The sequence below is a fragment of the Allorhodopirellula solitaria genome, from assembly GCF_007859855.1.
Taxonomy (GTDB): Bacteria; Planctomycetota; Planctomycetia; order Pirellulales; family Pirellulaceae; genus Rhodopirellula; species Rhodopirellula solitaria.
On record NZ_SJPK01000001.1, the window covers coordinates 681724 to 705013 of the forward strand.

Genomic DNA, 23290 nt, shown 5'->3' on the forward strand with positions numbered 1-23290 from the left:
GCGACGATGGGGGAAACTTAGCCGGGATCGCTTTCGCGGGTCAAGCCAAGTTTAAAAAGATTTTTGAACTTGTCTTCTTTCCTGGCCGCTGCCAGACAATTGCCAGCAAAAAATGCGGTAAGCTGTTCGTTTTAAAACTTACCTTTTTACTGTTTAACGACTCGTTCGCCGTCTGGATTGCACTCCCATGGTCTTGGTTAACTTCCCGAAACTTTCGCTCGGAATTCATTCGCTCGCACTGTTGCTTTTGGTGTGCGGTTGTCGACCACCCCAAGCGGAGACGACGCCGACAACGGCTGAGCAAGGCGAACTGCACTTCGCTGTGATCCCTAAAGGAGAGAACCATATTTTTTGGCAGTCCATACGCAGTGGCGCTGAACAGGCTGGCGAAGAAACCGGTGTTCGGATCACGTTCAAAGGGCCTTCCAAAGAGAGCGATCGCAGTGCGCAGATCAGTGTCTTTGAGAGTTTCTTGAACTCGGGCGTCGATGGGATTTGCTTGGCACCGCTGGACGCCGATGCGTTGGTACGACCGGTCGAGGAAGCCGGCCGAGCGGGCGTGCCCGTCGTGATCATGGATAGTGGATTGAACGCCGATGCAGCAGATTTTGTTTCCTATGTGGCGACGGACAATTTTCGTGGCGGCCAGATGGCAGCCGACGCAATGGCAGACAGCTTGGGCGACGATGGTGGCAAGGTGATCTGTCTACGGTACCAACAAGGCAGCGAGAGCACGCATCAACGAGAACAAGGATTTCTCGAAGGCATCGCGAAGTATCCCAACATCGAGGTCATCAGCAGCGATCAATACGCGGGCACGACGACCGAGTCGGCTGTCGATAAATCCCAATCGCTCCTGAATCGTTTTGGCGACGAGGTCGACGGCGTCTTCACCACGTGCGAGCCGAATGCCGAAGGCATGCTGCGAGCCATCCGGGATCGTGACCTGGCCGGGAAAGTCAAATTAATCGCCTTTGATAGCAGCGATTCGCTGCGGGAGGGAATGAAGGTCGGACACGTTTCAGCAATCGTATTGCAGGATCCTGTCCGGATCGGCTACCTCGCCGTGAAAACCCTCGCCGCCTCCATCCGTGGCGAGCAGGTCGAGCCCTTCGTCGATACGGGAATTTTCGTCGCCACTTCCGAAAATCAGGATGAGGAAAACATCGCTCGACTGCTCGACCCGCCACGGACCTGAGGTCCGCTCACGGCGGCGGCTCGCCTGCGAGCAACAAATCGTGATTTCCCTATACACAGGGAGTGTCGCAAACCGCACTGACAGGATAAACTTTCGGGATGAGCTATACCAAGAGTCCCAGAAACGCCCGCAACAGTCGCCGTGGAAAACCACAGCGATTCGAAGACAACGACGATGCCATCGAGCTTCTAGAGTCGGTCGGGCCTGTCGTTTTGCCGCCCGAAACCGAATCCTTTGATGAGTTGGACCTCTCGCCGGTCATGCGAGAAGCGGTCGCCGAGGCCGGATTCACCAAACCGTCACCGATCCAAGCCGCGTTGATCCCCTACGCCCTCGACGGCTGCGATGTGATCGGCCAAGCCCGAACGGGAACGGGAAAAACCGCAGCATTCGCCATCCCCATTCTCGAGCAGCTCGATTCGCTGGAAGATTGCCGCGACCCGCAAGCGATCATCATCGTGCCCACGCGTGAACTCGCCGACCAGGTCGCCAGTGAAACGGCGAGATTGGCTCACGGCGTGCCCACCGAGATCGCCGTGCTCTCGGGTGGCAAGAACATGAACCGCCAACTGCGACAACTCGAGAACGGTGTTCAGATCGTCGTCGGTACGCCCGGCCGCGTTCACGACCACCTGCAACGCGGCACACTGCGGCTCGACAAGGCCTGGTGCGTGGTCCTCGATGAAGCCGACCGGATGCTCGATATCGGATTCCGGCCGCAGATCGAACGAATCATGCGCAAGTGCCCGCGTAATCGTCAAACCCTGCTGCTCTCAGCAACCCTGCCACCCGTCGTTCGCCGACTCGCAGAAAGCTACATGTCCGATCCGACAGTGATCGACTGCTGCCAGAACGAGATGGCTGTCGATACGATCGAACAGCGGTACTTTACTGTTGAGAACAACCGCAAAGTCGAATTGCTTGAACAATTGCTCGAACGCGAAGATCCCGAGCAAGCGATCGTGTTCTGTCGCACCAAACGCGGCACGGACCGATTGAGCCGGCAATTGTCTCGGATCTACCACGGCGCCTGTGCTTGCATTCACGGTGACCTGCAACAGCGAGAGCGTGACCGCGTGCTGCAAAGCCTCCGCGACCGTAAACTTAAACTGCTGATCGCAACCGACGTCGTGGGACGTGGTATCGACATCACAACCATTTCGCACATCGTTAATTTCGATGTCCCTCAAGATTGCGATGACTACGTGCACCGCGTCGGCCGCACCGGACGAATGGGCCGCGACGGGATCGCGTTTACCTTTGTCGTCCCCGGCGAAGGCGAAATGCTGACCAGCATCGAGCGGCGGATCAACAAAGAACTGATTCGCGATTCACTCGATGGCTTCGAGCCGCCTCCGACCGCTGCCGAGCAACAACCTGAACCAGAAGAACCTGTCGTCGAAGTGCGGCGCAGTCTCAATCCGATGACGCGTAAGAAGAAACGACGACGCTAAGCAACGCACGATCAATTTCTGTCGCAGTGGACGAGGCGACGAGCCCAAAGCCGCAGGACTCGTCGACTCCTGGTCATTACCCACAAGTATCCCGTTAGGGATTAGAGAGAATAGCCGCAGGTCAGCGCAGCGCCACCTACGGTGATTCGTTAGTCGTGGAACGTCGACCCCGAAGTGGGTCGCAGACCTCGTCATTCATGATCTTCAACCCCATTCGGGGTTGGCTCTTGCGTTTCGCGTCGTATCCGGTGGTGTTCGCTTGCGCTCAAACCACCGGCTATTTTCTAAAACGCCTTCGGCGTACGAAGACTCGTGGGTAATCAACAGCTCGTCGACTCGTGCACTACTTAAACCGACACTTAATCAGCGTGTGTTGCTAAGTAACCGCCAACATCACGACGGCCAGCGGTGGGATGTTCAGCTGCAGGCTTTGTTCGCGGCCGTGAGCGGCGACATCTTCGCTGGCAATCTTGCCAAGGTTGCGGACGTTGCTGCCACCATAGAGTTCCGAGTCACTGTTAAGGATCTCGGTGTACGATCCGGCTTGCGGCACCCCGATTCGGTACCCCACATGCGGGGCGGGCGTGAAATTGAGCACAATGACGACCGCGCTCCCGTCACTGGCAAATCGACAGAACGTAAAGATGCTTTTGTCCGCATCGTCCGCCGCGATCCACGAGAACCCGGCTTCTTCACAGTCCAACTCATGCAGGGCTGGATAATCTTTGTAGATTCGATTGAGGTCGCCGATGAAACGCTTCACCCCGTCGTGAACATCGAACTGCAACAACGACCAATCCAGTTGGCTCTCGGCGTTCCATTCCGAGGACTGGCCAAATTCGCAGCCCATGAACAGAAGCTTCTTGCCCGGTGATGCGTACTGGTAGCCATAGAGCAGCCGCAGGTTAGCAAACTTCTGCCACTGGTCACCTGGCATTCTCGACAGCAACGAGCCTTTCCCGTGGACCACCTCGTCATGCGAAAGTGGCAGCATGAAGTTCTCGGTGAACTGATAAACGGAGCGGAACGAGAGTTCATCCTGGTGATACTTGCGGTAGATTGGATCGCGTTTGACATACTCGAGCGTGTCGTGCATCCAACCCATGTCCCACTTCATCCCGAATCCCAGACCGCCGGTGTAGACCGGCCGCGAGACACCGCCAAAGGAAGTGGATTCCTCGGCGATGGTTAACACACCCGGAAAGTCCGCGTGCAAATGCGTGTTGAACTGCTTCAGGAATTCGATCGCCTCGAGATTCTCATTGCCACCGAACTGGTTCGGGACCCACTCACCCTCCTCGCGCGAATAGTCCAGGTACAACATCGATGCGACCGCGTCGACGCGGAGCCCATCGATATGGTACTCCTGGCACCAAAAACGAGCGCTCGCATGCAGGAAGTCACGAACTTCCTGGCGACCGTAATTGAAAATATGAGTGTTCCAATCCGGATGGAATCCCTGGCGTGGATCGCTGTGTTCGTACAACCCCGTGCCGTCGAAATGGGCCAGCCCGTGATCGTCCGCTGGGTAGTGTGCGGGAACCCAATCAACGATCACGCCGATGCCGTTGCGGTGGCAGTGATCGACAAAGTAGCGGAACTCATCCGGGCCGCCAAAGCGACTCGTCGGGGCAAAGAAACTCGTGACCTGGTAGCCCCACGATCCGTCAAACGGGAACTCCGTGATCGGCATCAACTCAATATGCGTGTAGCCAAGCTCCTTGACGTAGTCGACGAGCATCGTGGCGAGTTCGCGATAGGTGTGATAGCGACGACCGTCCCAAGGTCGCTTCCATGAGGAGAGCTGCACTTCGTAAACAGAGACCGGCTGCTGCAGCCAATTGACTTGACCGCGGCGATTCATCCAATCGCTGTCATTCCATTGGTACTGATCCAAGCCGTGAATGATCGATGCGGTTGCCGGTGGATGCTCAGCAGAAAATGCAAACGGGTCAGCTTTATCAAGAACCTCGCCCGATTTCGTTTTGATCGCGTACTTATAGCGCGTGCCCTCACCCGCACCGCTGATGAAACCGCTCCAAACACCTGAATCGCTGCCATGCAGCACATCGCGTCCGGGCTGCCAGCCATTTCCATCGGTCAGGACACTGACTTCGGTTGCGTTGGGTGCCCAAACCGCAAAGCGTGTTCCTGCGGTGCCGTCACGCGACTCGAGATGAGCGCCCAACCAATCGTAGCGTTCGCTACGTGGCTGCGATTCCGAGACAGTCCTCGGCGATTGAGCCTGACGTCGGTGACCTGCTTCGGCCGGAGTTGTCTCCGCTCGGGCCTCCGCCGTTTTCTCGGTTTTGGATTGAGAATTCGATGCTCGGGAGTCGGGTGATTTCATCGCGCGGGTTACCGTTAGAGTAATAGGCTCGAGAATCTCAAGCAGTTTGCTTTTCGGGGGCTTGTCCCTCGGAAACTTCGTCTTCGGAGACATTCTCGTCTGCCTCCTGCCCTTCGGGGGCCTTCTGCAGCGAGCGAATGAAGTTGATGAGGTGCCAAACGTCATCTTCCTCAAATTCATCGGGAACGAATGTCACCGCAGGCATCGGCGTGCCCTCGATCCCCTCGATGATCCGCATATAGAGATCTTTGGCAGTCGATCCGCCATGGAAGGCTCCGAGTTCAAAGTTGCGAGGCGTTGCATTGATCGGGGGCAGGGCACCACGGGCGAGCAGTTTAATGAGCTCCTCGCGATTCTCTGGTTTGATCCCGATACCGAGAGTCCATTCTTTCGTCCAGTCGTCGTAGTCGGTGTTCTGGCCGTCACCGCGGCCCTGTTCACCGTGGCACTTGCTGCATGAAGCGATCTTACCCCGGAACAGATTGCCACCGCGTTCTACCGACGCCGCTAGGGTCTCTGCCCGATCGTCCTGCATGGCAGCGACAAACTCTTCGTGCGAATTGGGGACGACAAAGTCTTCTGGCGGGTCGGGAATCTCAACGACCTCGTCGGGTGCTTCGAGCCAACCCTCACCGATATCGAGTGCGAAGTCTTCGGCGAGCTCCCAAGATTCATCATAGATCTCTTTGGCTTCGCCGGTCCCGTCTTGAGCCGCGGGGTCAATGATGCGGTCGCCCGCTTCCAAATCCAGTTCGTATACCGCGTCATCGATCAACTGCCGCTCAAGTTCACCCCGCCAGGACAAATAGATGACATAGTCCACGAGCGACTGCACCTCTTCATCACTGATATTCGGGATCGCCACCATGCGGGTCCCATCGATACCGTTCTTGATCAGCCCGGTCAGGTCCTCTCGAGTCGGTTTGGCGCCGCGGGACGTCGATTTGTACTTGAAGACGCCTTTACGGTAATCGCGTGGGTAGGGCGACATCGTCGAGGAAAGCTCACCGCGACCGTTGCCCGTGGTCCCATGGCAGGTCACGCAGTGCGTTTGATAGAGGCCACGTCCCTCTTGGCCGATGCGCCCCGATGCGCGAACGAGGTTTTCTTGCGAGAGCAAGGACGCGAACTCTTCGTCCTCGGTAACGATCGTCGGTAGTTTCGGATTCTCAGGCGTCCCAAACATTTTGGTGACAACCCAAAACGCATCCTCACCGGCCTGTTCCATCGGGATGCCTTCCTTCATTTGGTACTTCATCGCATGCACCAAATTCGGCTCAAACTCGAGCGGAGGCGGTTCACGATGGCAACCGGCGAACAGGCACATCGCTAGCGAGAGACCACCGGCCGCAGCAGGAAACCCGAAGGACGACTGCACGTTCGCCCACACCCGGCGGCCGAACGACTGATCATCTCGATCGGCAGGTCTCGACTGAGCCGCAGCCGAGCGAATCGGTGTGGAGAGAACACGGTGGGCGAGAGTGGAAAAAAGCATGGTCTGTCCTGCATTCTAGCAGTGGGGAAATCAATTGGAGTAAGGAACTGTCGAGACGTTTTCAGTTTCTCGCATCGCCGTCGCAGGCGTCCGAACGACATTTCGAGCCGCGAAGCTACTGAACAGGTGCTGACCCTTGCTCAAAATCGCGTGCTTCACTCGATAACGCTTTCAACATTGTACGCAATCTCTCGTCGAGTTGGCAGAGTAGCGGATCGGGTTCGCCCCGTGGGCCCCGTTGCGGCGAAACTTCGATTGCCGAGTCTACTTCGATAACCGCCTTGGTCGGCATCGATTCACAGGCCTTGCCATAAATGGCCTCCTGAATCCGCTGGATCGTCTCCACCACCCGGGTGTCGGTGACCTGGCCAGGCATCAAATATTCATCGGGAAACGCGAGTAGGAACTGAGCCAAATCCGCTGCTTCGGCATCCTGCGAAAAAGGTGCTGGATCGCGTTGGGGCAGTTCGCCCGTCGCGCGATCACCCGAAAAATAAGCCGACGCAACCGCAGCCCGCACCTTGCGAACGCGTTCACGCACGCTCTCTTCAGGTTTTCGAACGAGCCCGTATCGCCGCTCGCAACGCCCCAATAAAGACTCGATCAGGGCGTCGCGTCGGGGCCGGAGATCACCCGCGGAAGCCTGCCCGACGTGTTCGATCTCTTTCAACGCCAAGTAGGCCTCGGAGACGCGCAGCAACCGCGGCATCAGCTCGGCGGAATCACGCGTCGCCGGCGCAGCCCGCCAGCTCAATGCCTTTTCGAGCTCCCGGAGTTGTTCGTCAGCCCACTGCCAGGCATCGCCGATGCACAAATATTTGATCGCGACCGGGTGCACGACAACCTTTCCTTGCCCTGATTTCAATCGTTTTTTTGCTGCCGTCCGGGCCACGAACGAGACACCGTCGAGCAATGGTTTGAGCAGATCGTTGGTACGGTTCGTCGTGCCTTCGGGGAACAGCACGAGGGGACGCTCCGCGGTCGCTAGAATATCGACGGCCGTTTCGATCGCTTGCCGGTCATTGCCTTCGCGGTAGATACTGAACGCGCCCATCCTCCGCAATGCGAAGGATTCGAATGAACTGGTATTGAAGAGGTGCCACGACGCCATGGCGTACAAATGCGTGTTGACTTCACGGGCCAACCAACCGAGCACAATGGGATCGGCATAGCGGCAATGATTCGGAGCCAGCAGGATGCCGTGGCCTGATTTCAAGGAATCGGCCAAGCGGTCGGCATGCCGCAATTCGTAGTCGAGTACGCTTTCGCGTTTTCGCAAATGGCGATCGGTCAGCCTCAGCGACTGAATTGCCGTTGGCCATAGATTGCCACGGTGCGGCGGCACGAAGGTGTAGGGGCGGGAGAGGATGACGCTCACTGTGTCTATCTCCGCCGCCGCGAATTACGTTGGCCTGCTCGTCGAGCGTGTTCACTCATCGCGCCGGCCGCAGCGTGAGCCATCGCATTGACCAGAATCTGCGTCATCGGGCTAGTCGCCACTCCGGTCACGTGCCCCCTCGACGTATGCCCCCAATTCTGAGCCCGGCGGAGCGAATCCCATAGCGCATCGACGTCGCTCGTACGGCTAACCTGACCGAGCGCCGCGGAGAGATCGAAGCGATCCGAGAACTGGCTTCGCTGCCGATCGAACCCCGAGGCTCGGAACCGCTGAATCAACCTCCCCAATGCTCGGTAGACTTCCGTACCCTGCTCGAGGTCCTCCTGGTGACGCTGGCAGGACTGTTCGGAATGATCCATTTGATTCTCGATCCCACGCAGCGACGCGACAATCTGATCATCGGTCAACTCCGGTGTTTGCCGCGCCTCCTGTCGCAGTTCGCTCGACTGCTTGCCAGCGAGCACCTGCCGAAATAAATCGATCGCCTCGCGATAGAATTCACAGCGGGGGCTCTCGACCTCAGTCAGCGCGGACTGGATCGATTCACACTCAGCGGATTGAGTCCCCAGGTGATCCACGGCCGCTTTGCGTTCCACGACGAGCGACTCGACCGCAGCAATCTGGTCGATCAGTCCAAATTTGTTTGCCGCGCGATCACGCTCGCTCTGGACCTCATTCATCACCGTCTCGAGCGCCGCACTGTCTTCGGCGATGATCTTCTGCATCGCCGTCGGCGTGTTGGTGAGGTAGTCGTAGTCGTGCTTGGCCTGGGTGTAGTCGACGAGCTTGGCGACGAATCGATCCATCCGCCGTGTGAAGCCGCGATGCGTGTATGCGGGTGTGCCAAATTGTCGCTCCTTCAGGTACACGAACAGACTGTCTTCATCGAAGGCGGGCAGCTTGCGGGCGGCGTCCTGGCTGACCTCGTCAAGATTATCCTGGGCACGCTGCAAGGCGACTTCGGCCATTCCCGCGCTCGTCGATAGGTCGACAAACTCCGGTTGCTCGGCAAGAAACGTTTCCACCTGAGCGGACAACTCCTCCTGACGGTTTTCTGCGGCGTCGAGTCGCTCGTTGATATCCTGCAATCCCGCTTCAAGTTTCTCACGGAATTCGTTCTCGTTAGCGAGCTGCGTCTGCAGTTCACGGATCCGCCCCTCTTTGCGAAGCAAGATCTCTCGCATCGGCGGACGGATCTCCGCCCACGTTTTCTGCACGGATTCGGGTGTGAGATCCGGTAAATAGTGCTCGGCCAACTTCCGCAACGTATCCTCCCGATCGTCCTCGAGTTGGTAGCGTTGTTTTTCAATTTCTCCCATCTGGCCACGCAGTTGCTCGAGCTTGGCGGCGGCTTGGTTATAGGCTGCGATGAGCTGGTGGTGAGCTTGGGGGCCAGAGATCGGCATGGGAACGCGGCAGTGTGGAAAGAGGAAGGCGATTAACAGGTGAAGGAAGAAGGTCGGATCGACCTACAAAAGAAACCAAGCGCCCGTCGCAGCCACCGCGGCCGCCGCCGCTGCGATTCGATACCGCCAAATCCAACAATAGGCGATGAACTTCTTCATGCCCGGCTCGGGGGCCTCATAGGTATGCAGGTTCGCCAGATACTGGTCAATCGCGGCATCGATTTCGGCTTCGGTGACCCGGTCCCCTGATAACTCCGCAGTCCGCAGGAGCTTTTTCCGCAACCGCACGCGAACCTCGTCGCGGCGAAACATCTCCTCGGCGCTCTCACGCTGCTGCCGCATCTCGCGGGCGACATCCATCACACGCAGTGTTTCGGCAATCGTCATATCTTCGCCAGGCATCTTCGTTTCGGCGCGGCGGCGGCTCAGTTCCGCTGGGGATGCGGCGGCGGGAGGGGCGGGAGCCTGCGCCTGAGCGTTGGCATTCGAGTTCATCGATCAGTTCCAACAACGTGGAGTCCCTGCGGAGAAGAATCTCAGGGAGAAATCGGCATGGATTGTCAGCGACCGGCACAACGACACGCGGGTCCAGCCTCTCATTCTACGCAGACACCCAGGCTCTCTGGGAGTACAGGGAAAATCGCTCAGTGGAAGCATCAATGAAACAAACCCGAGAATGATTGACGCGTTTCACCGCCAACCTTTTCCCGAAATCTCGCAGACTGATTGCCGCTCGGTTGCGGGAAGTATAGCCTAATGGGCAGTCTTCTGTTCACTCCCGCTTTTCACGAGTTTCCAGGTCATGAGTCAACAAGCACGAGCCCAAGCGCCTGCCGCATCGAAGAACGAATCGCAGTCAACGGCGAGTTCGGACCAGCACCTTGATACTCGCTCGACGTCCATGCGGGACTATCTCGACCGAGCCATGAAAACTCTCAAAAAGTATGGCACGACCGAGAACGAGGCTCCGCAGGAATTGCTCACCCTGCTCGAAGAAGTCAAGCACCTCGATGAATCCAAGGTGCTCGCGATTGCAGAGGTGATTAAGCACATGGGGTCCTTCAACGCACTCGTTCGCGAAAACGTCGAGAGCGTCCAGGTCGGCGACCGCTATCTGGGTATCGCGCAGATGTTCGATTCGGTGCGGGAGGACAGCAAGCGACTGATCGCTCAGCTCGATGACGGCAAAATCTCCGGTACCGAAAAGGTCTCGAACTGGTGGATGAAGATGCGGCGTGGGACACCAAGTGACCGCTTCGAAGAGATCGTGCAGGTCTACGCGGACGTCGCCAAAGATACCAAGGTGGCGTTGAAGTCCGAAGAAGAAATCATGGACGCCTACATCGACTTCCGCTTCGCTCTCAAGGAAGCCGAAGTGCTCTCGCGAGAACTACTCGACCAAGATTTGCCCCATCTCGAAGCCGCCAAAGACGAACTCGGCGCTGCCCAGAAAGCTCTCGATGAATACACCGGGACCGACGAGGGCGGCAAAAGCAAACTGCAACTTCGCCGCGACGAAGCCAGACAACGCTTCGAGGAAGAAGACAAAACTTATCAACTGCTCAAAGACATCGCGGAGAATCTGCAGATTGGCTACGATGTCGGCGAAACGTTGATCACCAAGCTGAAGCAAACCCACGATGTCAAAGAACGCGTGTTCCGACGAGCCGTGACGTTCTTCACCACCAATGAACATGTCTTCACGATTCTCGGCACCGTCTACACCAGCCAACATGGCCTCCACGAGGTCACCCAAGCCACCGAGGCAATGAAGGATGGTGTCAACAAAGGTCTCGAAGATGTCGCAAGCCTGGGACGGAATCTCGAACGCGCCGCTTTGAAAGCAGGCTACGGCAGCACCATCAATCCGGAATCCGTTCAGAAGCTGGTAGACTCCATCAGCGGATTCCAGATTGAATCGCTCGAAATGGTTGCCGAACTCCGCAAGGAAAGCGAAGAGAGTACCAAGGCGATCCGGAAGAGCGTTGAAGAAGGCAAACGCAAATACCAGGAAACCCTGGGCAAGTACGCCCGGGGCGAAAACCTGCGTTAACCGATCAACCACCGGCGATCAGTCACCGATGACCAAAGTCCGCTGCTTGGGAACGTGCAGGGTGATCGTTGACCCGTAGCTCGTGAAGGCGTATTCGTCACTGCTCTCATCCTCAGCCGTGTAGTGAGCCACGATCAAGTGACGATTGGCATCCTGGGCGGTGAATGTCGCCATGCCCTCTGCATCAGTGCGGAATTCATACTCGGGATCAAACTCGCCATCGAGCTCCGCACCCTCGGGGATGAAGCTGACGACGACATCGGAAATCGGCTTCCCCTGATGCAATACCTGAACGGTGATGGGCGCCCCCACCTTCACCTCGCTCATCGGGCAGGTCTGCAGTACCAACTCGAAGGGCAGGTCCAATGGCTCCTCATGGCTGTGGCTTCGAAGCGCCGGGTTGTCGAGTGAATCGGCAACCAAGAAATAGGTCTTGGCGGTGCGAATCCCTCGCACGGACGCTCCGTGCTGCATGACGCGATCGAGTTGCTCGACCACGCAGTGCACCCCCGGCTGGGAAACGCTCAGCGGTGTCGTCCAGTACCCTTCTTTCTCAGCGGAGGCCGTTGTGAACATCGCGTCCTTGATGTCCGCGCGAGCGCCATCGGGAGTGATGTGATCAACCGTGACCCAATCCAGATTGATCCGGCCGGCAAGCTTGAAATCGCGGTGATGGTTGCCGTGATTGCCCAACCGCAGATCCACATGCGCAACTTCGCCGGTGCGGATGAGCGGTGAGTTCGTTTGCAACCAGACATCATGCGCTGCGGCGGACTGGCAAGCCTGGAGGGTGATCGCGAGAGCGATCAGGAGTGTATGACGTAACATCGTCTCTCTCTTTGGTAAAAAAATGGTGAAACAGCTTCCTGCTCTGACATTCAATAGTCGACAGGCATCCGGCCTGCCGTAGATTCGTGACATCGTTTTTCGCGCTGTGCTGTGCGACCACCACAACCCAGAAGATTGTCCTATCGGTTTTCGGTGAGCCAACGCGGGCCGGACTGCGAGATCAGGTCCGCCAGCCCGCTCGTCTCATCGATACGATCCCAGATTGCCGTCGCGATCGCGGACTGCAAAACAGGATTCAAGTTCGTGAATGTTTCCGAGGCCACCAAGTAGCTCAGTGGATACTGAAACAATCGTGTTCGCAGTTCAAATTGGCGTAAGATGCGAGGAGAGTTCGCGTGACCGACGCGACTGAAATCGCTGGTGTAGTTTCCTACGCCACCGATCGGAGCGATCAACGGCACTTCATCGCGGAAGCACAAGTACTCCGCTAACGGTTCGATCGCCTTCGAAATTCTCTGCCGCTGAGCTGGATCCAACGCTTCGCCATCAGCCTGCCAGAGGGCATGTTGAGTGACGAAGTTTGCCTGCGTGAGCAAGTTATAAGCTTCGACCTGATGCTCCATGACCATCAACGCTGTGATGTCGCTGGTGACTTCCAAGTACGCGGTCACATCGACGCTGGAAGGGAGCGCCAATTGGTTTTCTCCCTCGTCATTGATCAACTTTGCTGGGCGGCGGTTGCCATCGAGAAGATAGCCGCCGCGATGGTGTTGCGACCCGTGGGTTCCAGTCACATACCACCCGCCCCAGCGTTCAGCGATCGGGCTGCGATGATTCGACAGCGAACTGCCAGCCCGCAGGACTGGCTTCCCCTCGGTATCAGGAAACACCGAACGAACCTGGAATCCCGGTATACCTGCGGTCCGCGCTCCGCCGTGACAGCCCAGACAACGGTTTGCCTGTCGCAGTAACTGCGGTGGCTCCTCATCGTGAGGGTCGAGCGTATAAAACACAGTCCCCAAATCAGGATCGGCAGTAGCGATCTCGATCAAACCGTTCTGCACATAACCAACGAACACGTCGTCATTGAAATAGATCGCGCGAGGCGTGTCGGGCGAGACCTCTGGCTTCTGAAGACTCGTTTTCGAAAACACCATAACCTGTGAAGACGATGGCACCTGCAATTGCTCGAGCAACCACCGCAGCCTAGCAAGCGGATCGTCTCCTTCGACATGGACGTCATCGGATTCTATCGCGTGCTGAAGCCGCGCAACTGGGTTTCGCGTCGCCGGCGTCTCGCTGTAGCAAATCGGCTCCGCCTCCCAATTGACAACCTGGGCCTGGCTCCGATTCTCGCACCAAATCTCCAACGAGACCAGGACCGTTGCTAAGATAAGAATGCGGGTCATGGCGACTCCCCACTCGCAAGACAGTGAATTTCGCTTCCGGTACGAACCAAGATCGCATCCTTGGTGAAGGCAACACCGTACTGAACTGGATCGGCGAATTGGTTTTCACCGCCGGCTCGTGCGGACTCCAGGTCCTCTGCACTCATGGGTGGACGCCCGCCACCGGAGACTATGTCGCTGCCGCCCGGTCGGCCTCGCGATTGAGCTTGACTGGAGAACGCCCCCGGATCCGTACTCGGGATCGAATCGAGGTCCCACAGTTCGTTTTCCGCAAGCACTTTGAACTCGGGGCCCGAGGCAATGACGGTCGTGGTGCCGCCTTTGCCAAATAGGTACACACGATCGTCAACCGCAACGGGCGTGACCCAACACTGCTCGCCTGCTCGCTTGCGATACACCCTCGTGCCCGTTTCCAATTCATAGCAATAGAGCACACCGACATTGGTGAGCCAGTAGGCGTATCCTTCGTGAGCCATCGGCGAGGCGAAGGTTGTGGTCGCCTTCTGAGTCTTCCAGCAAACGTGCGGTTCAAACCCATCTCCTGCCGGATCGATCCGCAGGCACAGGTTGGATTCCACAGCATCGCGCAGATTCGCGCCCTGCATGCCCGCCGACGCTCCAATCAGAACAGTGTTCTCGCCGGCCTGGAGCGGCGTGTTGGACGAGTTGGCCCCGATATCTTCAAACGTCCAGAGCTGTTCTCCAGTCTCGGGATCGTAGCCGTCAACCGAACCGTCGCTACTGCAAACAATCTGATCGCAATCACCAATCCGGATGATCGCAGGAGACGCATAGCTTCTGCGACTAAAACGTGGGGTTCTCCACACGGTTTCGCCAGACGCTTTATCGATGGCCAACAAATACGATTCGCCTTCATGATCAATCATCAGGAATGCATGCTCGCCCAATCCGACCGGCGAGGTAGCCAAACCGATAGTCGATTCAAACGGACCATAATCCTTCACCAGAGACCGTTGCCATTGAACTTCGCCGGTTGTTGAGTCCAGCCCGACCAGGGTTCCAGTTTCAAAGAAAGCCACGAGATGCTGGCCATCAGCTAGCGGTGTCGGCGCGGACCGACTCTGGAAATAGTTGGCCCGCAGCGGCATGGCGGAATCAAAGGTTTTCCGCCATTTCTCGTCTCCGGTTTTTAGATCCAGGGCCGTGACGATGCATGTTTCCTTCATGTCACCATCAATGCTCGTGACGTAAATGGTGTCACCCCATACGATCGGACTGGACTGTCCTTTCCCAGTAATCTTGGCCTTCCATCGCCTCCCATCATCCGGGCCCCACGTCAATGGGAGTGAGGAAACATCGAGTGCCTCAGTCCGACCTTGCCCTAAAAAGGATGGCCAGACGGCCTGCGCTTCGACCCGATGGCCGATGACCGAAGCGGTCACGGCGATCGTCAGCAAAAATGTGAATTCGAGCTTCTTCATCTCTAGAGTCCCTCCATGACTTCGTGGCCGTTGCGGGTCGACAGAGCTCGCCAGACATTCAGGTCAATGCTCTCACTAACAAACCCAACGCTGCCATCGCAGCGGGCGACATGCACGCCGCCGGGGTGATTGCTGCGGGCACCGAAGACGCCCCATCCACAACTCGTCATGTCCGGGGTCCCACTCTGCGGTTCGTGATAATGGTTGTACCCGGTCCAGTATTCCCGGCCGCTAATCCACCCCGCTCCACGTTGCCCGGACCACCCGCGGTGCAGGCTACTCGCTCGCGTGTAGGCTTCCATCTGGTTCGGATCCTCTGGCAGCACGTAACCCGTGAACCCGGGGGTGGTTGGCGGCATCGTGCGACTGGTGAATGCACAGGTGAGATTGAACATCGTGCGTCGACGCAGGGCATCATTGAGCGGCTCACTCGGTGACTGCTCAGCCACGCCGAGCAGGTGCTCCGAGAACGCCGCTGTGTTGCTCAATCCATCGATGACCGCTTCGAACCCAACGTGGGCGTTGATCCAATTGATTCCATCGGTTGCCGCCCGTGTGTCGTAGAACGTGCCGACGCCGGTCCCATTGTTCATCGCATAGTTCGTGGCGGAATAGGCCTGCGTCGGTCCCGCCCCAGCCAGGGCGGTCACGTAAAACGTGCGAGAGTAGTCTTCGCTGGGGCACCCCAGTGTCGGTATGGGCGTGGCCGCTGCCGCGTCATGTGGCGCAACCAATTCACCGGGGCAGCACCCGATGTTGAGCGGTCGATCGAAATGGATCAGGTCCAGCACATTGCCCTGCTCGTAGAACGGAGCCATTTGTGCGAACACGGAAAAGTTTCCTGACGTGCCGGCCCCGGTGGTGAAGTTGGCTGGCATTTTGCGGTGAGTGCTTTCATAGTTGTGCATCGCCAGCGTGATCTGCTTCAGATTGTTGCTGCACTGCATCCGACGAGCGGCCTCGCGAGCGGACTGCACTGCTGGCAGCAACAGACCGACGAGCACGCCGATGATCGCGATGACGACCAGGAGCTCGACAAGCGTAAACGCCCGTCGCCGGAGAGAGGGAGGATTGAGAGTTTTCATCTTGATGTCTTGTTGATTTTGAAAGGTGAGGGCCTGAGTTCGATTTGGCGGTGGGCGGCGAACTTTCTGTGGGCGCGCAGCGATTCCGCGAAACGCGCGTTCTGTTTTCGTGCGCAGCTTCCTGGGTGTTTAGCTCGCATGCACAATGAAAGGACGCTACCGCGCCGGCGGCGAAGACCACGCTGGTGTGAGGAGCGAGACCTCGAACACCCACGCGGCAGCGGCGATCCAGCTGCATGAAACCATGCAGCAGTTCTGTGCGATTGCGATCAGCATCAACTTGGGCGAACAGCTCATCAGGCCACACCAACACCCACGACCGGTAACCACACGAGGTGATACGGCATCACAGGATTCAGCGGAGTGAGAGCGAGTTCGCGATACCAGGCCGCTAGGGAACAGGCGGGTCGGGGCAAGACGCCCTACCAAGAGCACGATCATTCTCGATCGCGAGACAGAAGAGCAGCCGGGGCTGCGGGGCGGTGATCAGCACGTCCGATCGCGCCACAACCACCTCTGCAAATAAGGACCACAACCATGTGATGCCACGGCATTTCGCAGCATCTTCAAGTCTCACGATGCGGATGCCGGTGGCGGAGGAGGCGGATGCCGGTTCAGCAGGCAATCCGCATGTCGCGGGCAGCTCGCACTCTGCGGGCAGCTCGCAGGATGCAGCTTCTGGAGCCTGATCGGCGGCCGCTTTGGGGCCGCTGCAACATCCGCAGGCAGTCATCGTTGGCTGCGAAGACTCTCGTCCGGACGCGACCGTGCGTTTCTCCGCAGCAGAAGCGCGGGCGACGAGGAAAGCGGGAGGCGTGACATCGTTCTCAGCCGCCCACTCCAGCTTTTCAGCATCCGAGTGGCAGCAGCATTTGTCCCAACAGAAAGCAGCTGTGGAACAACCACAGGGGCAATCCTCGCAGGGAAAACGTCCGTGTTTCGCCGCGGTTGGCGCCGTCAGCGGCAAGCCGACGATGCTACACGCAACCACCGCCAGCAGCAAAATGCTGATGGGTTGGCGTAGCGGTCCAGACCGCAATCGGTGAAACGATAGAACAGACAACAAATTGGGGACAAAGCCTCAATACGGGCCCAAAAAAGGCTCGCTCCTCACAGTAGAAAACTCTAGTCGACTGTGGAGGATTTGTAAATTCACGCTCGCCGAAAATCGCTGTGGTCTTGCGTCGCATGCAAACCATGGCCAGCTCGGCAGCGGGTGATCAACAAGTGGCGAATCTATCGAAAGCTATTCTATCGTGGACGAGGCCACTAGCTGTTGAGCCCCGCACGTTTTCCTACGCCGGATGCGTTCTAGAAAATAGCCGGCTATTCTCTCAAATCCCTGACGGGCTACTTCTGGGTATCCAGCAGCTCGTTGCTTCGTCCAATGCGACACTTATCACTCCCGCGTTCTTACGCGGCTCGCCGCACCGACTGCCGCTTGGATTTGCTGGCGGCGGGTTTGTCGGTGATGACTTGACGGATACGCTCGAGAGCATTGTGCATGGCAACGCCGTCGCGAAATCGCTTCGACGGGGTGGGGTCGAGCGCTTTACGAGTCCAATCGACAAAGTCTTGGTGCAGCCCCTTGCGGAATCGTGAATACGACGGCAGTGGCGGTTCAAAGGGATACTCCGGCAAACAGCCCGAGAGCATCCGGTAGACAATCAGCCCCAATGAAAACACGTCACTGCGATAGGTAGGCTTACCCATCGCCTGCTCCGGAGCGATGTAGCCGAGCGTGCCGGAGGCAGAGATCTGATGCCGCCGAGTCTGATTTCGCGCCAACCCGAAATCGGTCAAACAGATTTGGTTGTCGGGAAACAGAATAAAATTCTCGGGTTTGATGTCCCGGTGCAGCACCCGACTGGCGTGAGCATGGGCAACCGCCGCTGTCATCTGGCGGACGTAGGCCACTGCGGTGCTCCGCGCCAACCGCCGACTCAGGCGATCGTTCAGGCTCTCCTCGCCAAGTGGGAACACCATGACGAATTGTTCGTCGATATAGCGGGCGTCCTTCAGCGGCAAAATGTTCGGGTGGGTCAACCCTGCCATGATGCGAACTTCACGCTGCACGTCTTCATAGGACTGGTACAGCGTTTCGGTTGCCAAATCCGGAAGCTTGAGCGCTACCGATCGATCCTCGATCGTATCGTGGGCCTGAAACACGACCGCGAAACCGCCTTCGCCCAAGCGACGGACCAGACGATACTTGTCCAGTCTCGCGCCAACGCGCAGACGCCGGGTCGGCTCGGATTCGGCCATCACCAATCTTAGCTTTGCGGTCACTCGCTGTTTCTCATTTTCTACAAAGGACGAGGCATCGATCCGGTTGCCTAGCTCGGGCTGGGGCTCAACGCATCAGATAACATTCGATTCTCAGCGGCGACAGCGTTCGCGCCACACCGCGTGCGGACGTCAAGGCGGACCGACCACCGACCGTCAGCATCGGCTTGGACGATCCAGTGAGGCATCACACAGACGCTTTGATGAACCAGTTCAAACCCGGCTTCGCTCTGACTCACCGTTGCCACGGGAAACGCCCAGATACCGCTGGGACGATCACACTTCAGTTCCACATCGACGTCGAGCCAGCGATCCGAAAGCGAAAGATAATCAGCTTCATCGAGATTCACTGTCTCGCCGAGTTGCCCGAGTCGGTTGCCTTCGGCGTCGCTGAAGTAGCGGTCATCGGCGCCAGCAGGCAGGCCTGCGAAGTTCCACTCAACGGCGAAATGCAATGGCCGGCCCGGCGGTAAATTCTCGAGTAGATAGACGACCGACATCGTGTCACTGCCCTGGTCAATCGTGACCGCTTTGGTCAACGTGATCGGGATCCCCCATGCGTTCCCGTCGCGACGCATCTGGGCTTGAACCCGATCGCCGCCACGGCGCAGTTTCGCTTCAAAGGGTAGATCGACAAAGTCGCCGCGCTCGAGTGATTCTCCCGCCATCACAGACTCGAGCGTCGCTTCGTTATCGAAGAAATGATCCATCATGCTCTTGCGAGCGAACGGGTCGTACTGCACGCATTCATCGAGCCCTTCTTGCTTGAAGACAATCCGGTCATGGATGCTAGCAACATCCCCGTCGCCCGCTCCGGGGCCCGCTAAAACCTTGCGGTGGTAGGCTTCCGGACGTCGCTGCAAGGTCGCTAATAGGTTGTGTTCGATTCCACGAATGTCCCATTCGTACATGCGACCGCCGTGGGCTGGATCAATCCAGAGCACCATGTGCTCGTTGGATAGACGCAGTTCCTGTTGGCCGTCGAAGTCGTAATCCGCAGCCGAGGCTTGGGCGCTCGACAGCGTGCCGTCGAGTTGGCTGAGCAGCGTATCGGCGGCGATCAGGTGTTGGTAAATCGCGTTTCGCAAATGCGGCAGATAGATACCGCCGAAGGCACCGTGCCAATACGGGCAATTGCACTGGCCTCGATACAAGTGATCGCGGACTTCGGCGAGCACACCGGCATCTCGGCCGCCCGCTTCGGCGCCCGCCAGCCGTTTGCTGATGTCCATCATCCGCGCGTACATCTCGTTGGTTTCCTCGTACTTCGTTTTGAAGTTACGCCAAAAACCACCGCGGAGGAAATTTTGCAGACGAGGCCACTCCGTGCTCTTTTGCAACGCATGGCTGACGTCTTCGAGCGTCTCTTGCGCCTCGATGGGCAGCGACCATTCGGTCATCTCCCGGTAACTGCCGTCGGGCAGGTAGGTTTTGCCCGCTGCCGGGGCGCGGCGGACCGCCTCGGCCATCGTGATCGTGTGCAGCCATTCCCGGTTCTCTGAGAGAGCCTCAAAGAACGACCGCAGCCAGCCCTCGTCGTAGACGTGTACCTTCGTATCGGGCCAGGTCCCGAACTTTTCACCATCATCGCCGAAGGTCATCACCGCTCCCGGGTGCCGCTCGGCAATCTGACGCAGGTAGGAAACCGTCTCGCCCGCCGGGCGGAAGGGAATCGTGTAGCGCAGATGCTCGCTGCCGGGAAAAACACGCAGCAAGCGACCCTGGTCTTCGACGAGGTAGTAACTCGTCAGGTCTTCGTCGGTCAGTCCTGCGGCCTTGAAGTGATAGTCGTCGAGCACAGTGTAGTGCATGCCCGCGTCGACAACATCAGTCGTCAGACTCGACTCCCAAACCCGCTCGGGCGTCCACATCCCGCCTGGGGTGACCCCCAGATTGCGTTTGAGCCAGCGGCTGTAGGATTGAATCTGCCCGATCCGATCACGGCTCGGCAGCATCGTCAGAATGGGCTCGTACTGTGGTCCACCGACAATCTCAACGCGTCCGGCGTCGACGAGCAATCGCAAACGGTCGAGGTATTCCGGATGCCGCTCGGCCAGCCACATCATCAGGGGCCCCGACGTGTGCAGCGAGATCTGCAGATCTTCGTAGGGTTCGAACACTTCCAAGAACGGTAGGTAGCTGTCCTGGTAGGCTTGCTCGAAGACACCGTCGAAATTGCCGATCGGTTGGTGGTTGTGCAGTACCAAGCAGAGGTGAACGTGCGGCATCATGGTGTTGGGCCGATGGGTGGGAAGGTGTGGGAAGTGAGTCCGAGACGCCCCTATTGTATGGCTCGTCGCGACGATTCCGAATACCGGCACAATCGCTATTCTCGTTAGCCCTAAGCATGATTATCGACGTTCGTGCCTGATATATTGAACAATTGCGCAAAATGCGACGGGGAGCTCGAATTCGTCTCGTTTGACATTTTTTTGGAGTTTTCGCGCGCCGTCGGCCAAGCTCGGCTCCCTATCTCTATGAGACGCCATGAATAAAACTTCCCACCAATCGCCGCGCAGCTCGCTGTCGACATCGACGGGATCGCTCGCATCCGCCCAAGTCGCTGGCCTGAGTGACCGCGATCTGCTCGACGGATGGCGGCGTGATCAAAGTCGGGCCGCCTTCGATGAACTCGTCCGGCGCTATCGAGTCATGGTGCTAAGCGTCTGCAGGCGGCATTGCAACCAAGACCAAGACGCCGACGACGCCTTCCAGATGACCTGGGTCTGCTTGGCTCAAACCGCCTCGCAGATCCGGCACCCCGAACGCCTCGCCGGTTGGCTGCACCGCGTCGCCACCCGGGCGGCGCAAGTAACCCTGAAACAGCGACGGCGACTGGACACCCAACCCAGTGCCGACCATGCCAACGACCGGATCGAAATGAACGAACTACCTGGCGGCGACGAGGATGCCTTTGTGGCGCTCTCGCGTCGCCACGAAGCCATTGTGCTCGATGAGGAATTGTCCGAACTGCCCGATCACTACCGCACCGCCATCGTCATGCACTTGATCGAAGGCGACAGCTATCAAAACATCGCCGAACGGCTCGAGTCCTCGGTCGGCGCCGTCCGCGGCCACGTGCAGCGAGGCAAGCGAGCGCTGGCAGCCCGGCTTCGCCACCGCGGCATCGTGCCCGTGCTCGCCTACGCAGCAGTGCAGGTCTTGCAGGTCAGCGAAAGCGTGGCAGCCGACGTTTCCAACGACGTGCTCCCGAGCGACCTCGATCTCTCGACCGCCCCGCCAGCCCCTTCCTCCGAACCGACCGGACCGCCGGTCAACCTCTCTTCTCTTTCCAAGTCAGGAAGTTCCATGTTACGCGTTTCCTCATGGGTTGCCGGTGCTTGCCTCACCTCCGCAGCCGTCGCGAGTCTATGCCTGTCTCAGGTCCCCGCTTCGGGCGACACCGACCAACGCCCCCTGAGCGTTGAAATCGCGGGCGCCGCCAGCGGCATGCCGACCAGCGACGTCCCGATGATCATGGGTCAGTTTGGATCCGCACCCGCACGAACACCCGCACCCGCACCGGTGACTGCCCCCGTACCGGCGCATGTCCCCGCACCGACAAAGACACCCAGGCCCCCACAGCCGGTTGCTCCGACACGTCCTGTCGCGCCACAACAAACTGCTCAGCCAGCCGCGGAGGAGCCCACCAAGCATCGCACCGAAATCGCCCGCAGGGTCGCCGCAATGATGGATACCGACGTCAGCATCGAACTCGAGTCGAAACTGCATTCGCTCGCCGATCTACTCTCCCAACAACTCGGCGTGCCGGTGCTCGCCGATGCGCGAGCCATCGATCAAGCGGGTCTCGATCCAGCGAAAACCGACGTTGCCTTTCACAGCGATCATCAACCCCTCCGCAGCACACTACGTAAATCCCTGCAACCGCTCGCCCTGCGGGCCGAAGTGCAAGACGAGGGGCTTGTTATCACAGCCGATTTCACGGAACTGACTCGGCAAGGAATCTCAACCGATAAATGGGTGGGACTTTCCGAGGAGTTCCTTGAGCGTGTCGGCGAAGTGCTCGAGCAGGACGTGGAACTGCCGTTGACCTCGATGCCGCTCGATCAAACCATTGCCCGGTTTTCGCAAGCAGTCAATTTCCCCATCGTGATCGAGCGAACAGCACTCGAAGCGATTGGATTGACTGCCGATACACCCGTCCGAGGCTTCGGACAACCCGATTTCTCCATGTCGGATGATCAAACGGTTGTCGATTCTGAGCAACCGCAGCAGGCTGAACAGCCCGATGCCTCGGAGCGAGACCCCAGTCAAAAGGCGACGCCCAAAGACAATCCGGTTTCGCAAGTAGGGAGATCCAAGCCCAAACACGGCAGGCCTTCCGTGACGCAGGAATTGCCCCTCGGCGCAGCTCTCGACCTCATACTGCGTAACTTGGAACTCACCTACACCTACCGCGATGGCGTGATTGCCGTAACGACCCGCGACGACGAGGACACCCGCTTGCTTACCCGGCTGTACTTCCTCGAAGGTACCGGATTGCCCCGCGGTGACATGGGCTCACCGATGTCCATGATCCAATCGACGATCGAACCCGATAGCTGGGAGGCGCTCGGTGGAGTCGGGACGATGGGCGCTGTTGGCAACGGCGAATACGCCCGGCCCGCCCTGCTGGTCAGCACCTCGCGGAGTGTTCACGAGCAAATTGCCGACCTGATGCTGTCGCTTCGAGAATCCCACGTCGGCCCAGACCCAATTTGGAGCGGCCGCGCTCCCGTCTCATTCGGACAGCCTGCTGGCATGGGAGGCATGGGCGGAGGCATGGGCGGAGGCATGGGCGGAGGCATGGGAGGCGGTATGGGTGGAGGCATGGGAGGAGGCATGGGAGGCATGGGAGGCGGTGGAGGCGGCGGATTCTTTTAATCGCACCGCATGTCGGCCCGAAAGCCATGTCGGCCGCGTT

At 58.4% G+C, this 23290-nt stretch carries 17 protein-coding genes; 5 read left to right on the top strand and 12 right to left on the bottom strand.

Annotated elements, in window-relative coordinates:
• Window positions 1–187 precede the first annotated feature (187 nt).
• On the top strand, window positions 188–1198 hold the full coding sequence (locus CA85_RS02615) for an ABC transporter substrate-binding protein (RefSeq protein WP_146389709.1): 1011 nt from the start codon (window positions 188–190) through the stop codon (window positions 1196–1198).
• Window positions 1199–1296: 98 nt separating this feature from the next.
• A complete protein-coding gene (locus CA85_RS02620) occupies window positions 1297–2652 on the top strand; it encodes a DEAD/DEAH box helicase (protein WP_146389710.1) in 1356 nt (451 codons plus the stop codon).
• A 376-nt stretch (window positions 2653–3028) separates the two neighbouring features.
• Here the strand turns inward: CA85_RS02620 and glgB are convergent, their stop codons facing one another.
• The 5 genes from glgB to CA85_RS02645 form a co-directional block, all read right to left on the bottom strand.
• On the bottom strand, window positions 3029–5002 hold the full coding sequence (glgB, locus tag CA85_RS02625; protein ID WP_146389711.1) for a 1,4-alpha-glucan branching protein GlgB: 1974 nt from the start codon (window positions 5000–5002) through the stop codon (window positions 3029–3031).
• Window positions 5003–5039: 37 nt separating this feature from the next.
• Window positions 5040–6497 (bottom strand): cytochrome c, encoded by a 1458-nt coding sequence (locus CA85_RS02630; RefSeq protein WP_246112429.1) that lies wholly within the window; start codon window positions 6495–6497, stop codon window positions 5040–5042.
• A gap of 115 nt (window positions 6498–6612) precedes the next feature.
• Entirely contained in the window at window positions 6613–7875 is a 1263-nt protein-coding gene (locus CA85_RS02635) for a 1-acyl-sn-glycerol-3-phosphate acyltransferase (RefSeq protein ID WP_146389712.1), read from the bottom strand.
• Window positions 7876–7880: 5 nt separating this feature from the next.
• Window positions 7881–9302, bottom strand: coding sequence for a hypothetical protein (locus CA85_RS02640; RefSeq protein WP_246112430.1), 1422 nt, complete (start codon window positions 9300–9302; stop codon window positions 7881–7883).
• Window positions 9303–9365: 63 nt separating this feature from the next.
• On the bottom strand, window positions 9366–9797 hold the full coding sequence (locus CA85_RS02645) for a DUF6384 family protein (RefSeq protein ID WP_146389714.1): 432 nt from the start codon (window positions 9795–9797) through the stop codon (window positions 9366–9368).
• Between the two features lie 307 nt (window positions 9798–10104).
• Here CA85_RS02645 and CA85_RS02650 point away from each other — a divergent pair, with 307 nt between their 5' ends.
• Window positions 10105–11355, top strand: a complete 1251-nt coding sequence (locus CA85_RS02650) for a cell surface protein (RefSeq protein ID WP_146389715.1) — start codon at window positions 10105–10107, stop codon at window positions 11353–11355.
• A gap of 18 nt (window positions 11356–11373) precedes the next feature.
• On the opposite strand, the gene CA85_RS02655 is transcribed toward CA85_RS02650, so the two are convergent.
• The 4 genes from CA85_RS02655 to CA85_RS02670 all read right to left on the bottom strand — a co-directional run bounded on the left by CA85_RS02655 (window position 11374) and on the right by CA85_RS02670 (window position 16080).
• Window positions 11374–12183, bottom strand: coding sequence for a DUF4198 domain-containing protein (locus CA85_RS02655; RefSeq protein ID WP_186774696.1), 810 nt, complete (start codon window positions 12181–12183; stop codon window positions 11374–11376).
• 140 nt (window positions 12184–12323) lie between these two features.
• Complete coding sequence (locus CA85_RS02660; protein ID WP_146389717.1) at window positions 12324–13553, bottom strand: hypothetical protein; 1230 nt, start codon at window positions 13551–13553, stop codon at window positions 12324–12326.
• Window positions 13550–14995: an outer membrane protein assembly factor BamB family protein gene (locus CA85_RS02665; RefSeq protein ID WP_146389718.1), complete on the bottom strand. Its 1446-nt coding sequence runs from the start codon at window positions 14993–14995 to the stop codon at window positions 13550–13552. Before CA85_RS02665 ends, CA85_RS02660 begins: the two co-directional genes overlap by 4 nt.
• Before the next feature lie 2 nt (window positions 14996–14997).
• On the bottom strand, window positions 14998–16080 hold the full coding sequence (locus CA85_RS02670) for a DUF1559 family PulG-like putative transporter (RefSeq protein ID WP_146389719.1): 1083 nt from the start codon (window positions 16078–16080) through the stop codon (window positions 14998–15000).
• Window positions 16081–16225: 145 nt separating this feature from the next.
• Between CA85_RS02670 and CA85_RS02675 the strand changes: the two genes are divergently transcribed.
• Entirely contained in the window at window positions 16226–16447 is a 222-nt protein-coding gene (locus tag CA85_RS02675; protein ID WP_146389720.1) for a hypothetical protein, read from the top strand.
• 24 nt (window positions 16448–16471) lie between these two features.
• Here CA85_RS02675 and CA85_RS02680 read toward each other — a convergent pair whose 3' ends face one another.
• From CA85_RS02680 to CA85_RS02690, 3 genes are all read right to left on the bottom strand, one after another.
• Window positions 16472–17143, bottom strand: a complete 672-nt coding sequence (locus CA85_RS02680) for a hypothetical protein (RefSeq protein WP_146389721.1) — start codon at window positions 17141–17143, stop codon at window positions 16472–16474.
• A 350-nt stretch (window positions 17144–17493) separates the two neighbouring features.
• On the bottom strand, window positions 17494–18345 hold the full coding sequence (locus CA85_RS02685) for a serine/threonine-protein kinase (RefSeq protein WP_186774697.1): 852 nt from the start codon (window positions 18343–18345) through the stop codon (window positions 17494–17496).
• A gap of 71 nt (window positions 18346–18416) precedes the next feature.
• Window positions 18417–20597 (bottom strand): alpha-amylase/4-alpha-glucanotransferase domain-containing protein, encoded by a 2181-nt coding sequence (locus tag CA85_RS02690; protein ID WP_146389723.1) that lies wholly within the window; start codon window positions 20595–20597, stop codon window positions 18417–18419.
• 256 nt (window positions 20598–20853) lie between these two features.
• On the opposite strand from CA85_RS02690, the gene CA85_RS02695 reads away from it, so the two are divergent.
• The gene (locus tag CA85_RS02695; protein WP_146389724.1) at window positions 20854–23250 is read left to right on the top strand and encodes an RNA polymerase sigma factor; all 2397 of its coding nucleotides are present in this window, start codon (window positions 20854–20856) and stop codon (window positions 23248–23250) included.
• Window positions 23251–23290: the final 40 nt, after the last annotated feature.

Coding starts and splice junctions, on each gene's coding strand:
- CA85_RS02615 (WP_146389709.1), top strand. CDS start 188: ATGGTCTTGGTTAACTTCCCGAAACTTTCGCTCGGAATTCATTCGCTC.
- CA85_RS02620 (WP_146389710.1), top strand. CDS start 1,297: ATGAGCTATACCAAGAGTCCCAGAAACGCCCGCAACAGTCGCCGTGGA.
- glgB (WP_146389711.1), bottom strand. CDS start 5,002: ATGAAATCACCCGACTCCCGAGCATCGAATTCTCAATCCAAAACCGAG.
- CA85_RS02630 (WP_246112429.1), bottom strand. CDS start 6,497: ATGCTTTTTTCCACTCTCGCCCACCGTGTTCTCTCCACACCGATTCGC.
- CA85_RS02640 (WP_246112430.1), bottom strand. CDS start 9,302: ATGCCGATCTCTGGCCCCCAAGCTCACCACCAGCTCATCGCAGCCTAT.
- CA85_RS02645 (WP_146389714.1), bottom strand. CDS start 9,797: ATGAACTCGAATGCCAACGCTCAGGCGCAGGCTCCCGCCCCTCCCGCC.
- CA85_RS02650 (WP_146389715.1), top strand. CDS start 10,105: ATGAGTCAACAAGCACGAGCCCAAGCGCCTGCCGCATCGAAGAACGAA.
- CA85_RS02655 (WP_186774696.1), bottom strand. CDS start 12,183: ATGTTACGTCATACACTCCTGATCGCTCTCGCGATCACCCTCCAGGCT.
- CA85_RS02660 (WP_146389717.1), bottom strand. CDS start 13,553: ATGACCCGCATTCTTATCTTAGCAACGGTCCTGGTCTCGTTGGAGATT.
- CA85_RS02665 (WP_146389718.1), bottom strand. CDS start 14,995: ATGAAGAAGCTCGAATTCACATTTTTGCTGACGATCGCCGTGACCGCT.
- CA85_RS02670 (WP_146389719.1), bottom strand. CDS start 16,080: ATGAAAACTCTCAATCCTCCCTCTCTCCGGCGACGGGCGTTTACGCTT.
- CA85_RS02675 (WP_146389720.1), top strand. CDS start 16,226: ATGAAAGGACGCTACCGCGCCGGCGGCGAAGACCACGCTGGTGTGAGG.
- CA85_RS02685 (WP_186774697.1), bottom strand. CDS start 18,345: ATGGCCGAATCCGAGCCGACCCGGCGTCTGCGCGTTGGCGCGAGACTG.
- CA85_RS02690 (WP_146389723.1), bottom strand. CDS start 20,597: ATGATGCCGCACGTTCACCTCTGCTTGGTACTGCACAACCACCAACCG.
- CA85_RS02695 (WP_146389724.1), top strand. CDS start 20,854: ATGAATAAAACTTCCCACCAATCGCCGCGCAGCTCGCTGTCGACATCG.